The sequence below is a fragment of the Alteromonas lipotrueae genome, assembly GCF_019249255.1.
Lineage (GTDB): Bacteria > Pseudomonadota > Gammaproteobacteria > Enterobacterales > Alteromonadaceae > Alteromonas > Alteromonas lipotrueae.
On sequence record NZ_JAESDJ010000002.1, the window covers coordinates 152,834 to 167,100 of the forward strand.

Below are 14,267 nucleotides of genomic sequence, written 5' to 3' on the forward strand. Positions count from 1 at the left end.
GTATGTATTTGTATCATTTTGGCATGAGAGAGCTACCGTTTACTTTAACGCCAAATACCAGCTTTTTTTACGGCCTACCCAGCCATATTGAAGCCAGCGAGGTGTTACTCACTGCGCTTAAATCTGGTGAAGGTTTTATTAAAGTGACTGGCGAAGTCGGTACAGGTAAAACCCTTATTTGTCGGAAATTTCTTAATGAATTACCCGCGCATTTTCAATCAGCCTATATTCCTAACCCTCTTCTAAGCCCAGATGAACTGCGCCGTGCAGTGGCAAGCGAGCTTGGAGTGGATATTGGGCAAACCTGCGATCAGCAGCGTTTCACTCACTGTATTCAAGAGCGACTTATCGATATTAATGCCCAGCAGCGAAGCGCTGTTTTGGTGATTGATGAAGCGCAAGCGTTACCAGTAGAAAGTATTGAAGCGCTGCGTTTAATGACGAATTTGGAGACAGAAAGCCGCAAATTATTGCAGGTGGTGCTATTTGGGCAGCCAGAGCTCAATCAAAAGCTTTCGATGCCGGAACTGCGACAGCTAAAGCAGCGTATTACATTCAGTTATTCGCTGTCGCACATGGATACCGACCAAATATACCATTATGTAAAACATCGCTTAGTCGTAGCAGGGCACACAGGAGAAGAGGTGTTCGATTTAGCATGTTGCCGGCTAATGTTTATGGCTACGAAGGGGACGCCAAGACTGGTCAACGTATTGTGTCATAAGGCCATGATGCTGGCGTACGGCGAAGGCAAGTACAAAGTGGATGTATCGCATATCAAGCTGGCTATTGCCGACACCGAAGCCACTACACTGCCTTGGTACGCTTCTCTTGCCCTGTGGCCTTCTCTGGTAGCGGCCGGTGTGGTGGTTTCTGTTACCTTTGCCAGTATGCTCGAGTTTGGGAGCATGGCGTGAGTGTTGTGAATAAAATGCTGAAAGATTTAGAGGCTCGCGAGGGCGTTGAACAATCACAAGCCCGATATGAGGCGCCACAGAAAAAGTCAGTAAGTTCGCTGACTATTGTTGTGGTGGTGTTGGTTAGCGTGACCGTTGCGTTAGTCGCGTGGGTGCTGCTTAAGCCCGTGTCATCGGTTTCATCTGCGGTATCAATGCCGACTACATATACAGACAAGGCTCCATCAACACAACAACGCTCGGCAAACTTGCCGATAGAAAGTAGTCAATCAAGCACTGAAACTACGGTACCAATAAGTGGTAAGGCTAGGGGGGCGCAAAAGGACGACACGAATAATTCTCTGCAGACTTCACCACAAATAGCGCAACAGTCGTCTGCACAAATTGCCAAAGTCACCCTGCGTGAACATCAAAGCGCTAGCTTTCCTCAAAAAAGCACAGGATCGTTTGTTGCAACTAACCCAGATACCAAGCCTGATACTACCCCTACTACGACCTCTGCAGTGAAGCCTACAACGAAGCAAGAAAATAACTCTAAAACAGTCGAGGGGGCGACAGAGTCGCGTTTTTCAAAGCAGGTTGATAACAAAAACAACGCGCCTGCGATAGAAGAGCAGGTGCGCTTGGCCCTTGCCAATAATGACTACAACGAAGCCATCGGGTTGATGCAGCAGAAAGTACAAAGCGACCCAAGCGATACTGGGGCTAAGAAGAAGCTAGCGTCGTTACTCTTTGCCAGCGGCCAAGTAGAACAAGCGCAAACCTTATTACAACGGATGCTTGTGAGCTCACCGGACGATCACAGTGTTCGCCTTATGTTGTCGCGTTTGTATGTAAAACAAGGCCTAACCAAGATAGCGATACAAAACGCAAGTGACGCTGTTGCTTCACCCAGCAACCCATTGTCTATTGAGCTACTTAGTTTTAGAGCGAATTTACAGCAGCAACATGGCGCGTTCGATAAGTCACTTAATGATTATTTAGCGTTAACTAAGCGGCGACCTTTAGAGCCCAAGTGGTGGCTAGGTGCTGGTATAAGTGCTGACAGTCTGCATCAATCTGCACTGGCGTTAAGTGCTTACTCTCAAGTGGTTCAGATTGATACGCAGCAGGCACTATCACCAGATGTACACCACTATGTGCAAGAGCGCATAGCTCGGCTTCGGGATGTAGTAAAATGAATAAACCCAGAATTCGCCTTGGCGACCTTCTTGTTCAGCACAACTTGATCAGTGCTGATGAGCTAATGACGGCATTGTCTGAGCAAAAAAGTACGGGCCGAAAGTTAGGCGCCACGTTGATTTCAATGGGGTTGGTGACGGAACACCAAATGCTTGAGTTGTTATCGCGGCATTTAAATGTTCCGCTTATCGATATCGATCAGTACCGCGTAAATCAACAAGCCGTACTGCTTTTACCTGAAATTCAAGCGAGACGATATCGCGCACTGGTTATTGATGATAAGGGTGATTCCCTGCTTGTTGCCATGTCAGATCCGGCCGATTTAACCGCGGTCGATCACCTTTCAGAAACGCTTAACAGGCAAATTGAACTTGCCGTAGTAAGCGAACAACAGCTATTTACTGCCTACGATACGTTCTATCGAAAAACCCAAGAAATTGCGAGTTTTGCCCAAGAACTGGCAGAAGAATACGATACCGAAGATAACTTTAATATAGATCTCGGTGGTGCGGGCGATCAAGACACAACAGTGGCTCGCTTACTGCAATCTATCTTTGAAGATGCTGTGATAGCAAAAGCGTCAGATATTCACATAGAACCTGATGAAAGTCAGTTGAGAATACGACAGCGGGTAGATGGGGTTTTACAAGAAACAGTGATTCCCGAGAAAAGCATAGCGGCGGCGTTAGTACTGCGCTTAAAACTGATGGCGGGGCTAGATATTTCCGAAAAGCGTCTACCGCAAGATGGCCGCACTCAAATTAAAGTTAAAGGGCACAAAATAGACGTGCGCTTGTCCACCATGCCTGTACAAGGTGGTGAGTCTGTGGTCATGCGTTTGCTTGATCAGTCTGCAGGGATACTGACCCTTGAACAAACCGGCATGCCTTCATCGCAGTTAACCCGCTTACGAAATTTATTACGACGTCCTCATGGGATGATTTTGGTTACCGGGCCTACCGGTTCAGGCAAAACGACTACCTTGTATGGTGCGTTGAGCGAATTAAATACGGCGAAGTCGAAAATTATTACTGTAGAAGATCCGGTGGAGTATCGCTTACCCCGCATTAATCAGGTGCAAGTGAACCCTAAAATAAACCTGACTTTTTCGAATATACTTAGAACCACACTTCGACAAGACCCCGATATTATTATGGTGGGGGAAATGCGAGATCAAGAAACAGTAGAAATTGGGCTTCGTGGCGCATTGACCGGTCACTTAGTACTCTCCACCCTGCATACCAACGATGCTATATCCAGTGTAGTGCGCTTACTCGATATGGGAGCGCCCGGTTACTTGGTAGCAAGTTCCCTTCGAGGCATTATTGCTCAACGTTTGGTACGTCGAATTTGTGATAATTGTACTACCTCTTATACGCCAACGGATGATGAAAGGGTGTGGTTGAACGGTATTGATGAAAATGCTGCAGACGTTGCCTTTAAACAAGGGCGTGGCTGTCAGAAATGCAACCAAACGGGATACAGAGGGCGAATTGGGGTTTTTGAATTACTCGAAATGACTGAAAACATGATGAGTTATTTAAAATCCAGTGATATCCAAGGGTTTAGTGATGCAGCGTCTAAAAGCGCGGGCTATCGCTCTTTGCCCCAATCAGCCTTGACTTACGCAAAAATGGGCGTGACCAGTGTAGAAGAGGTCTTAAAATTGGTTGAGATGGTAGCCCAAGATGCTCCCTCTTCTAAAACCACTGACGACACAACAGCGCAATAAGGCAATGATAGATGGCACGGTTTAGCTACAAAGGGCGCGAAAGAAACGGCGCCCTTACCGAAGGAGAGTTAGACGCCAACGATGCAGGAAGTGCAGCGGCAATGTTGCGTGCTCGTAGTGTAACGCCAATTTCCATCGCCCCTATGAGCGATAAAAAAGAAAGTGTAGTTTCTGGCTGGCAAGGTTGGTTTGTTCCCGAAGTTACCTTGGACGATTTAGTTATTTTTTGTCGACAAATGTTCTCGTTAACCAAAGCGGGTATCCCGTTACTAAAAGCGGTTTCTGGTTTAGCTGAATCCTGTAATTCTATTCGCCTCAAACTTGCCCTTGAAGATGCTATCGTGAGTTTAGAGCGAGGTCGCACCTTGTCTTCCGGATTAAACCAGCACCCTAAAATTTTTAATCAATTGTTTGTGAGCATTATTCATGTGGGCGAAAACACAGGTCAGTTAGAAGAATCCTTTGCTCAACTGGCGGTTTATTTAGAGCGCGAACAAGAAACGCGTAAACAAATTAAAGCCGCCACGCGCTATCCCATCTTTGTGCTTATCGCTTTGGCTGGCGCGTTTGTAGTGCTCAATATCTTTGTTATCCCAAAATTCGCCGATATGTTTTCTAAGTTTAATGCCGAGTTGCCTTTAATGACCCGAGCACTCATTGGCACATCAGATTTCTTGATGAACTATTGGTACGTGTTAATTGCCGCCGGGGTATTCATTGTCTACATGGTTAGACGGTCATTAAATACGAAAGTCGGACGTTTGAATTGGGATAGACGCAAGCTGTCGTTACCTATCGTGGGCAGTATTTTTAATCGTTCTTTACTAAGCCGCTATTGTCGAAGCTTTTCAATGATGTTGCGCGCGGGTGTCCCCTTGACCAGTGCACTAAACTTAACCTCAGACGCGGTGGGAAATGTGTATATGGGGCAGAAAATTATTGCGATGCGCGAGCGGATTGAGAAAGGCGAGGGGCTAGCACGAGTCAGTGCAGCAAGCGAATTATTTACACCTTTGGTGATGCAGATGATTCGCGTAGGTGAAGAAACAGGCCGCGTAGATGAATTATTGGTTGAGGCGTCGGAGTTCTATGAACGCGAAGTTGACTACGATCTTAAAAATCTGACGGCAAAGATTGAGCCCTTTTTAATTGTGGTTGTGGCGGCCATGGTACTGGTGCTCGCGCTGGGTATTTTTACTCCCATGTGGGACATGATGAACGCAATAAAAGGCATATAACTGCCTATTTTAAAGATGTGCTATAACAGTATGTTAAGAACAATTAATGACTGCTAAAAAGTAATAGCAGCAAGGGTAGCAACATGGTGACGAAAAGCGAAGACGCAAAAAATAATAACAGATCCATATTTATCAACATCATAGTGATCACGTTGTTTGCTTCATTAATGGCCGTTTTTATTGTGCGACTAAATACCAGCGAAGCTAATTTTGAAGCACAGATGCTCAGGCAGCTAGCGCTGACGCTGGAAGAGTCTGCAGTAACCGCTCATTGGAAGTGGCAGTCTGAAGGGCGGCCGGTCCGCATCCTGCTTACACACTATGATAAGCAAGGTAATGAAGTTGGACGCACGCCTGTCTTAATGGGACATGAGGGATGGCCAGCCGTGTCACCGTCTACGCAGGGGTGCAAGTCCCTTTGGAGCGCTTTGCTAACTGTGCCTATGATAGTTAACGGTTTTAATGTTCGCGGTGAATATTATCGTGGTGAGCTAGTCAACGATAAAGCCGTGAATGCACGTTGCCGATTTTCCTTAAGCGCGGGGGATTACTTTGATTACTTTGTATTTCGTGGTGATGTGGTTCCAGAAGGCGAACAATAATAAACAAACCGAATTTTAATAATGAGAAAAACTGGGGTGGTCCAAATGAAAAAACAACGGCATCAAATAGCAGGAAAACAATCGGGTTTTACGCTAATAGAGCTGGTGATTGTAGTCGTATTACTTGGACTACTTGCGGCCGTGGCCATTCCCCGCTTTCTTGATATTACTGAGCAAGCCGAAGATGCCACTGTTGAGGGGGTTGCAGGTGGTTTCGCCACTGGCGTAGGGCTTGTGCGTGCCCAATGGGAAATAGAAGGTCGGCCAGAAGAGAATGGGTCTACCAATCAAACGTTTGTGACACTTGATGGCATTAATGTCGCGGTTGATCAGGATACTGGTTATCCAACAGGTTTGCTCAACGGTGATGGCAACAGCCAAGACACGGCGATTACCGCATTAGATTGCGAAAGTATTTTTAGCCTAATAATGCAAAGTGCGCCTTCCATAACGTCGAGTTTTTCAGAGTCACCATTTGACGGCTACCGATACTTTGCGACAAATAGTAGTGGCAGCGGCGCAAGTGGTAATGACCTTTGCTATTATTACCTAAGCCAGTCTATAAAAAACCTGAACAGTACCCCCACCAATGATACGCAAGGCGATGGGTTTCTGTACGACCCACGGATAGGGCAAGTTATCGTTTTTAGTAACGATTCAAACTCATAACTAAGTATTGAGTTTTATACGTAAACTAGTGATTTTTAAACTAAAGTTTTATATTTAATAACGTCATTTTTGCAATAATAGACGTAATTGAAATAAAAGGACATTTTATGCAGCAACGTGGTTTTACCCTTATTGAGCTAGTCATAGTTATTGTTATCCTTGGTATTTTAGCGGTGACTGCTGCGCCTCGGTTTGTAGGTTTCCAAACTGACGCTCGTATTGCCACGCTCGAAGGTGTGGAAGGTGCTCTGGTTAGTGCTTCGGAAGCTATTCATGCAAAAGCGATTATTGCTGGCGCGACTGCATCGTCCAACACGACTATCAATGTGAACGGCACTGACATCAACATTCGTTATGGCTACCCGTACAGCACGTATTTTGATGACAACAACAACACAACGACTGTGCAGTTAGATTCGTACATGAACCTGGATATTCGTGCGGTGAACACGACTGCAGACCAAGGCACTACAGATTGGTATGTGAGTGCAAATGGTACTTGGGCTCGCATTTACCCTGACGGTTTTGAAAACGTTAATTGTTATGTTGAATATAGAAATGCGGCAGCGGGTGGTTCACCTACTATCACATTGACCTCGACTGCTTGCTAAATATTACCTAGCATATGGCCAGGCATCTCGTTCCTGGCCAGCGTCAAGCCCGAGGCGCTGGCTTTACGCTCCTTGAGCTCATAATTGTCATCGTCGTTATTGGCATTATAGGTGTATCCGCTTCTGCGCGAATACAAGACGATACTGGCTACACAGAATACTCCCTCCAATCACGTTTTCTCTCTACCTTGCGAAATATTCAAGGTAAGGCCATGCAAGATAACCGCGCAGGCTATTGTTATCGCACTATTGTGAGCTCGTCTGGTGACGGTGCTTACGGCCCAACCGTTGTTAACTATGTGAACGCAAATCAATCAACCAGCTGTGGCGCAACTATTGCCGCTAATGCGCCAACATTTTTAACGGCGCGGGGTGACGAAATTGGCGGAAAAGGAGTATCTATTACCTTTTCAGAAGGAGGGGACTCGCCTTCTTATATTGATTTTGATTACCTTGGTCGGCCAATAACCGCCACCGGAAGTTGCGCGTCAAATATTTGCAGAGTGAGTTTTACGGGAACAGCAACGGTAGGTGTTTGTGTTGAAGCTCAGGGGCTTATTTATGCGTGCTGAGCGAGGCTTTACGCTACTTGAAATAGTGATTGGCTTAGTGGTGACCAGTATCGTCATGCTGATTGTTACTGATTTACTTGGCGCGCAGGCGCAACAAAGCGTGGCGCCTGTTACTCAAGCCCGGGCTACTGTTTTAGCGCAAGGTTTGCAACGAGAAATACTCAGTAAGGCATTTGATGAAAATAGCAGTGGCCATAACGACGGAGAGCGATGTAGCGACACTATTAGCTGTACGACGAGCGCAAACTTGGGGCCTGACAATGGTGAAACTCGCAGTACCTTTGATGATGTAGATGATTACCACGGCTACAGCGTTATTAGAAACAGTGCAGGGCAAGCCATTACGCAAAGCGGGCAAAGTTTATATCAAGGTTACCAGCTCAACGTAGTGGTGTTCTATGATGATAACCTTGATGGTATTGATGATGCTGCGGGCGTGGGTAGCTATACAGGCAATGCCAAATTGATTCGCGTGTCTGTACTTACCCCTAACGATGAAACCATTGTCTTTAGCGGTTATCGTTGGAATTACTGATGGCAAATAGCACACCAATGAACAAGGTTCGAGGCGTTACGTTAGTAGAGCTTGTTATCGTGCTAGTGGTTATGGGTGTGATAGCCACCGGCATTGCAAAAGTGATTACCAGCAGCATGTCTGTATTTGTTGGTGTAAGTGAAAGAGAGCAACTTGTTGCCCAAACGTCTTTTGCCATAAATCGTATGGCTCGTGAACTACAAAACGCTGTGCCTGCCAGTGTGAGAGTAACGGGCTCATCATCTCAACACTGCCTACAATTCGTTCCTGCAGATGTGATAACAGGTTACAGTGATATTTCCGTTCAGCCAGCCACTGAAAATACTATCGATATATTATTTCCTGCAGATGCACTCGATAATATTCAGCCCTTTACCACCAGTGCATCTGTGATTGTCGCACCTAGAAGCGTATTAGATGTTTATAACGCCGCTAATGATTACCGCCAACCTATTGTAAGTTGTACTGATGACGGTGATGGCGATTGTGCTACAAGAGACAGCACAGACGATATCCTTGAGGTGACGGTAAACGATGCCTTTGCTGAAGCATCATTAGTTAACCGTGCTTATGTCGCCTCAAAGGCAGTGAGCTTCTGCTTAAGAAGTTCGGTACTTCACCGGATTGAGTCTGGGTTTACCACATCGCAGCCCTTGGCTTTAGCAAGTAGCCCAAGGCTTGGGGTGGACTTTATTAATGTATTATCTGCCTCGCCTGCTAGCGGCACCTCAAACGATGATCCTTTTCAGGTTCGCAGTGTGAACGGTGGGGTTAATAATATGGTGATGTTGAGGCTACGAACCCAAAAAGGCGATGAAGTATTAAGTCTGACGACAGAGGTGGCAATTGAAAATGCGCCGTAAATTGGTCTTCTTGGAACATTCAAGCCTTTCAGAGCAAAAAGCGATTTTGAAGTTTGATAGCAACAAAGCAGGGAAACCACGTCTTAGAGTGACACTGTCAGACGCTTCACACTCAGCTGTCTCACTAAAGCATCAGCAAGGGAGTATGTTAGTCATGGCATTGTTTATTATGATAGTGCTGGCGCTGTTAGGTTTAACGCTGGCCTCGTCACTTTCTTCTACTGGTAACAAAGTAGTTGCGGATAACATAGGTTTTCGCGCCCAGCTAGCAACGAAAGCGGGCTTAGAGCATATAAAGGCCACGGCAAACCCAGCAGGTGCAACCCCACTATCTTGTAACAGCACCATAAATAGTCCCGTTTCGTTTGCTGAAGTAAGCGGCCTCGAAGGGTGTACCTATCAAGCCAGTTGTCAAACAACCAATACGACGATTGCAGGCGCAGGCTATTACTTTTATCGTTTTTCCTCCACCGCTCAGTGTACAGCTAGTGAGTTGATCTCAACGCACACGTTCACTGACTCAATGATGATTGAACAATAAATATAGGCCCAAGAATGAAACTTGTGGTTCAAATGATGGTCTATTCATATTGGTTTAAAAGTAGCCACTTAACAAGACGTTGGTAATAAGTGAGTAGAAGGCGCAGTGGGTTTCCACTTAATCGCCACCTAATTGTTTAAAAAATGGTTCTCTGCTTGCCCAAATATGCCCCCATTGTTAAAGTGTGCGGATAAACATCGACTTCACGTTAAAGCGCTGTCATCTCACCCTTGCTAACACGCGATAACACAGAAACAGGAATACACTTTTCATGTTTAAAAAGCTTCGAGGCATGTTCTCTAACGATCTGTCCATCGACCTCGGAACAGCTAACACGCTGATTTACGTTAAAGACCAAGGTATTGTACTCAACGAACCCTCTGTAGTGGCTATTCGCCAAGAGCGTGCTGCTGGACCTAAAAGCGTTGCCGCTGTAGGTGCAGAAGCCAAACGAATGCTAGGTAGAACACCTGGTAACATTCGCGCTATTCGCCCTATGAAAGACGGTGTTATTGCCGACTTTTATGTAACAGAGAAAATGCTTCAGCACTTTATTAAACAAGTGCATGACAACAATTTCCTTCGCCCTAGCCCTCGTGTTTTAGTTTGCGTTCCATGTGGCTCTACCCAAGTAGAGCGCCGAGCCATTAAAGAGTCTGCGCTAGGTGCAGGTGCACGTGAAGTGTATTTGATTGATGAACCTATGGCCGCCGCTATTGGTGCAGGTTTACCTGTATCAGAAGCAACTGGCTCAATGGTGGTCGATATTGGTGGTGGTACAACTGAAGTGGCTATCATTTCACTTAATGGTGTTGTGTACTCTTCATCGGTACGTATCGGTGGTGATAAGTTCGACGAAGCTATCATTAACTATGTACGTCGTAACTTTGGTTCACTCATTGGTGAAGCAACGGCTGAGCGTATTAAGCATGAAATTGGTGCAGCTTACCCGGGTGAAGAAGTTCGTGAAATTGAAGTGCGTGGTCGTAACCTTGCTGAAGGTGTACCGCGTGGCTTCACATTGAACTCCAATGAAATCTTAGAAGCCTTGCAAGAGCCGCTTACGGGTATTGTTTCTGCTGTTATGGTTGCGCTTGAGCAATCTCCACCAGAACTCGCTTCTGATATTTCAGAGCGCGGCATGGTATTAACCGGCGGTGGCGCATTACTGAAAGATTTAGATCGGTTGTTGATGGAAGAAACGGGCATTCCAGTAGTTATTGCTGATGATCCGCTAACTTGTGTAGCGCGTGGCGGTGGTAAGGCATTCGATATGATTGACCTACACGGTGGCGACCTGTTTAGCTATGAGTAAACGGGAAAGGCAACCTTAAGGTTGCCTTCTTTGTATTATGGATACTATTTTTACTCGCGGTCCCTCACTGAATAATAGATTAGCGCTGGCAATTGTTTTGTCAGCGTTACTTATTTTTGTGGATCACAAAGTGGAAGGGTTTAAATCGACTCGGGTCTATTTGAATTCATTCATGAGCCCCCTTCAATATTTAGCTAACTTACCTCGGTTGATGCTAAGCGAAAGCGCCCAGCGCTTGACCTCCCACGAAGATCTTCTCGAAGAAAACGACAAACTGACTAATCAACTGCTACTCATGAGCGAGAAGCTCCAGCGGTTTGATGCCTTGTCTCAAGAAAATAAACAACTAAGACATTTGCTGGATGCGCCTGTTCGTAACGACTTACGTAAAATGGTTGCCGAGCTCATGGCGGTTGATAAAAACCCCTATAGCCAGCAGGTGGTTATCAACAAGGGGGCCATTGATGGGGTTTATTTATCTCAACCCATCATTGATGAAAAAGGCATAGTGGGGCAGGTTATGGAAGTGGGCAGCACCAACAGCCGTGTGCTACTACTTGCCGATGTGACTCACGCCATTCCTGTTCGCTCTCAGCGTAATGATATTCGCTTTATTGCCACTGGCAGTGGCGCGCTAAACGAGCTGTATTTAGAGCATGTACCTCATAGTGTTGATATTAAAGCGGGAGATGTTTTGATTTCCTCCGGCTTAGGCAAAATTTTTCCAGAAGGGTACCCCGTGGGTACGGTTAAAGAAGTACGACGGGATGAAAGTCGCCCATTTTCTATTGTGACCGTAATGCCTATGGCCAAATTAGACCGTCTAAAGTACTTGTTACTCTTGTGGTCTGATGAAGGCAAACCTATCGACAGCGATGTGGAAAGTGAGAGCAACATGGTAAGTAAAGAGGAGGCTGAAGATGATTCGTAAGCGTCATTCGGTTATCGTCACCACGCTTTTGATTGCGCTTGTCCTTCAAATCGTGCCGTTGCCTATTCAGGTTGATTTATACCGCCCTGATTGGGTTCTGATTGTGCTTGCGTACTGGAGCATGGCGCTTCCCCACAGAGTGAATGTGGGCGTGGCCTTCTTAACAGGCGTCGCGGTAGATATATTGGTGGGTACTACCTTAGGTATTCACAGTTTAAGCTTAAGTATTTCAATCTATATTTTAGCCGCGAACTACCAACGGCTACGAAACTACTCTGTTTGGCAACAAGCTATTGTTATAGGGTTGCTTTCTTCGCTGTACCACTTGCTAACATTCTGGGTGCAGCACCTACTCACAGACATCTATTTCCAACTGGATTACTTGTGGCCTGTGCTTACTTCTATGTTGTTATGGCCGTGGGTATTTTGGCTACTTCGTAAAACCCGTCGTCAGTTCTCCATTAGTTAAAGTATGAGATCCTTATCGTGAATTATTCAGTGGTTTTAGCCTCTGCTTCCCCTCGTCGTACCATGCTGTTAGATCAGATGGGCATTGCCCATTCAGTAAAGCCAGTGGATATTGATGAATCAGCCCTTGCTAATGAAACGCCTGAAGCCCAAGTTTCTCGACTCGCTGAGCAAAAAGCTAAGACAGCCTTGGCGCGGCTAAAAAGTGAAGATGCACTGAGTGAAAGTACACGGGTCCTAGCTTCTGATACGCTTATTGCCTTTAACGGGGTTAGTTTGGGTAAGCCAGAAAATAAAGAAGACGCTAGACGTATTCTTTCAATGCTATCGAACAACGAGCATGAAGTACTGACGGCCATTAGTGTGGCGTCTACTACCAAGCAAGTGACACAAACTATTACCACCAAGGTAGCTTTTGCCGCATTGACGAACGATGAAATTGACGCATACTGGGACACAGGTGAACCTGCAGATAAAGCAGGCAGTTACGCCATTCAAGGTATTGGCGGTCAATTTGTAAAAGCAATATACGGCAGTGCTAGTGCAGTGGTTGGATTGCCTTTGTATGAAACAAGGCAGCTACTTAGAGAATTTGGAGTCGTGTAGTGAGTGCAGAGCTACTAATCAATGTTACACCGTCAGAGTCTCGTGTTGTTCTCATTGAAAATGGGATATTGCAGGAAATTCACGTAGAGCGTCATACCAAGCGTGGCTTAGTGGGCAATATCTATCGTGGCAAAGTTAGTCGGGTACTACCCGGAATGCAAGCCGCATTTGTGGATATTGGCCTTGAAAAAGCGGCTTTCCTGCATGCCTCGGATATTGTTATTCACAACGAAATAGCAGAGGAAGTATCAGCCAGTCATATTCAAAAACAAGACATTCGTGAGCTTGTTCGAGATGGCCAAGATATTGTTGTGCAAGTGGTGAAAGACCCTATCGGTACCAAAGGCGCTCGTCTTACTACCGATATTACTATTCCAAGTCGCTATTTAGTGTTTATGCCAAGTGTTACTCATGTTGGCGTATCTCAGCGTATTGAAGAAGAAGCTGAGCGGGAGCGTTTGAAAACACTTGTGCAAGAATTCTGCGATGAAAACGGTGGTTTTATTTTACGAACCGCAGCTGAAGGGGTAGGCAAAGCTGAATTACAGCAAGATGCCGCCTTTTTACGCCGACTGTGGGACAAAATTCAATCGCGGATGAAAAAGCGTAAGTCCAATGTGTTGTATGAAGATTTACCGCTGGCGCGCCGTGTGCTTCGCGATTTTGTCGGCACCGAGTTAGACAGAATTCGAATAGACTCTAAGTTGTCTTTTCAGGAGCTGTTCCAGTTCACTAAAGAATACGTGCCCGAAATGAACGGCAAGTTGGAATATTACACGGGCGACAGGCCCATATTCGACTTGCACGATGTTGAAAATGAAACCCAGCGAGCGCTTGAACGTAGGGTCGATTTGAAATCAGGCGGCTATTTGATTATCGATCAAACCGAAGCCATGACCACCATTGATATAAATACCGGCGCATTTGTTGGGCACCGTAACCTAGAAGAAACTATCTTTAATACTAACACCGAGGCAACACAAGCCATTGCTAGGCAGCTTCGGTTACGTAATTTAGGCGGTATGATCTTAATCGACTTTATCGATATGATTGAACCAGACCACAAAAGACGTGTCTTACATAGTCTAGAAGTGGCGACAAGTAAGGACAGGGCCAAGATTAATATTCACGGGTTTACTTCGCTAGGGCTCATAGAAATGACCCGCAAGCGCACCCGTGAAAGTATTGAGCACATACTGTGTGGCGAATGCCCCGTATGTAAGGGCCGAGGTACGGTGAAAACCGTTGAAACTATCTGCTTTGAAATTATGCGTGAAATTGTACGTGTAAACCGTGCATACGATGCTGATAAATTTGTCGTTTATGCTTCTCCGAAAGTGGTTGAAGCGTTAATGGGTGAAGAATCGCATATGCTTGCAGAGCTGGAAGTGTTTGTATCGAAGCAAATTAAAGTACAAACCGAAACCTTGTACAACCAGGATAAGTACGACGTCGTCATGATGTAATGCATTAACTATACGAAGG

16 protein-coding genes are annotated in these 14,267 nt (G+C 45.7%); all 16 read left to right on the plus strand.

Annotated features, from left to right (window positions below; translation table 11 throughout):
• The first annotated feature begins 2 nt into the window (after window positions 1–2).
• The 16 genes from KYS23_RS04105 to rng all read left to right on the plus strand — a co-directional run bounded on the left by KYS23_RS04105 (window position 3) and on the right by rng (window position 14,248).
• On the plus strand, window positions 3–917 hold the full coding sequence (locus KYS23_RS04105; RefSeq protein WP_159528045.1) for an ExeA family protein: 915 nt from the start codon (window positions 3–5) through the stop codon (window positions 915–917).
• Window positions 914–2,098, plus strand: coding sequence for a tetratricopeptide repeat protein (locus tag KYS23_RS20790; RefSeq protein WP_159528046.1), 1,185 nt, complete (start codon window positions 914–916; stop codon window positions 2,096–2,098). Before KYS23_RS04105 ends, KYS23_RS20790 begins: the two co-directional genes overlap by 4 nt.
• Window positions 2,095–3,831: a GspE/PulE family protein gene (locus KYS23_RS04115; protein WP_159528047.1), complete on the plus strand. Its 1,737-nt coding sequence runs from the start codon at window positions 2,095–2,097 to the stop codon at window positions 3,829–3,831. Before KYS23_RS20790 ends, KYS23_RS04115 begins: the two co-directional genes overlap by 4 nt.
• Before the next feature lie 11 nt (window positions 3,832–3,842).
• Window positions 3,843–5,069 (plus strand): type II secretion system F family protein, encoded by a 1,227-nt coding sequence (locus KYS23_RS04120; RefSeq protein ID WP_218395772.1) that lies wholly within the window; start codon window positions 3,843–3,845, stop codon window positions 5,067–5,069.
• A gap of 83 nt (window positions 5,070–5,152) precedes the next feature.
• Window positions 5,153–5,671 (plus strand): hypothetical protein, encoded by a 519-nt coding sequence (locus tag KYS23_RS04125; RefSeq protein ID WP_218418092.1) that lies wholly within the window; start codon window positions 5,153–5,155, stop codon window positions 5,669–5,671.
• Window positions 5,672–5,716: 45 nt separating this feature from the next.
• Window positions 5,717–6,340: a prepilin-type N-terminal cleavage/methylation domain-containing protein gene (locus KYS23_RS04130; protein ID WP_159528050.1), complete on the plus strand. Its 624-nt coding sequence runs from the start codon at window positions 5,717–5,719 to the stop codon at window positions 6,338–6,340.
• 107 nt (window positions 6,341–6,447) lie between these two features.
• Entirely contained in the window at window positions 6,448–6,951 is a 504-nt protein-coding gene (locus KYS23_RS20795) for a type II secretion system protein (protein WP_218395768.1), read from the plus strand.
• Window positions 6,952–6,965: 14 nt separating this feature from the next.
• Window positions 6,966–7,523, plus strand: coding sequence for a prepilin-type N-terminal cleavage/methylation domain-containing protein (locus tag KYS23_RS04140; protein WP_159528052.1), 558 nt, complete (start codon window positions 6,966–6,968; stop codon window positions 7,521–7,523).
• The gene (locus KYS23_RS04145) at window positions 7,513–8,058 is read left to right on the plus strand and encodes a prepilin-type N-terminal cleavage/methylation domain-containing protein (RefSeq protein WP_218395764.1); all 546 of its coding nucleotides are present in this window, start codon (window positions 7,513–7,515) and stop codon (window positions 8,056–8,058) included. Before KYS23_RS04140 ends, KYS23_RS04145 begins: the two co-directional genes overlap by 11 nt.
• Window positions 8,058–8,921 carry a prepilin-type N-terminal cleavage/methylation domain-containing protein gene (locus KYS23_RS04150; RefSeq protein ID WP_159528054.1) on the plus strand — a complete coding sequence of 288 codons (864 nt, stop codon included), beginning with the start codon at window positions 8,058–8,060 and terminating at the stop codon, window positions 8,919–8,921. The genes KYS23_RS04145 and KYS23_RS04150 overlap by 1 nt, the downstream gene beginning before the upstream one ends.
• Window positions 8,911–9,462, plus strand: a complete 552-nt coding sequence (locus tag KYS23_RS04155) for a pilus assembly PilX family protein (RefSeq protein ID WP_159528055.1) — start codon at window positions 8,911–8,913, stop codon at window positions 9,460–9,462. The genes KYS23_RS04150 and KYS23_RS04155 overlap by 11 nt, the downstream gene beginning before the upstream one ends.
• 271 nt (window positions 9,463–9,733) lie before the next feature.
• Window positions 9,734–10,777: a rod shape-determining protein gene (locus KYS23_RS04160; protein ID WP_013785855.1), complete on the plus strand. Its 1,044-nt coding sequence runs from the start codon at window positions 9,734–9,736 to the stop codon at window positions 10,775–10,777.
• 37 nt (window positions 10,778–10,814) lie between these two features.
• Entirely contained in the window at window positions 10,815–11,708 is an 894-nt protein-coding gene (gene mreC / locus KYS23_RS04165) for a rod shape-determining protein MreC (RefSeq protein WP_159528056.1), read from the plus strand.
• The gene (mreD, locus tag KYS23_RS04170; protein WP_041453083.1) at window positions 11,701–12,177 is read left to right on the plus strand and encodes a rod shape-determining protein MreD; all 477 of its coding nucleotides are present in this window, start codon (window positions 11,701–11,703) and stop codon (window positions 12,175–12,177) included. Before mreC ends, mreD begins: the two co-directional genes overlap by 8 nt.
• A 17-nt stretch (window positions 12,178–12,194) precedes the next feature.
• The gene (locus KYS23_RS04175) at window positions 12,195–12,782 is read left to right on the plus strand and encodes a Maf family protein (protein ID WP_159528057.1); all 588 of its coding nucleotides are present in this window, start codon (window positions 12,195–12,197) and stop codon (window positions 12,780–12,782) included.
• Window positions 12,782–14,248, plus strand: coding sequence for a ribonuclease G (gene rng / locus KYS23_RS04180; RefSeq protein ID WP_013785851.1), 1,467 nt, complete (start codon window positions 12,782–12,784; stop codon window positions 14,246–14,248). Before KYS23_RS04175 ends, rng begins: the two co-directional genes overlap by 1 nt.
• Window positions 14,249–14,267: the final 19 nt, after the last annotated feature.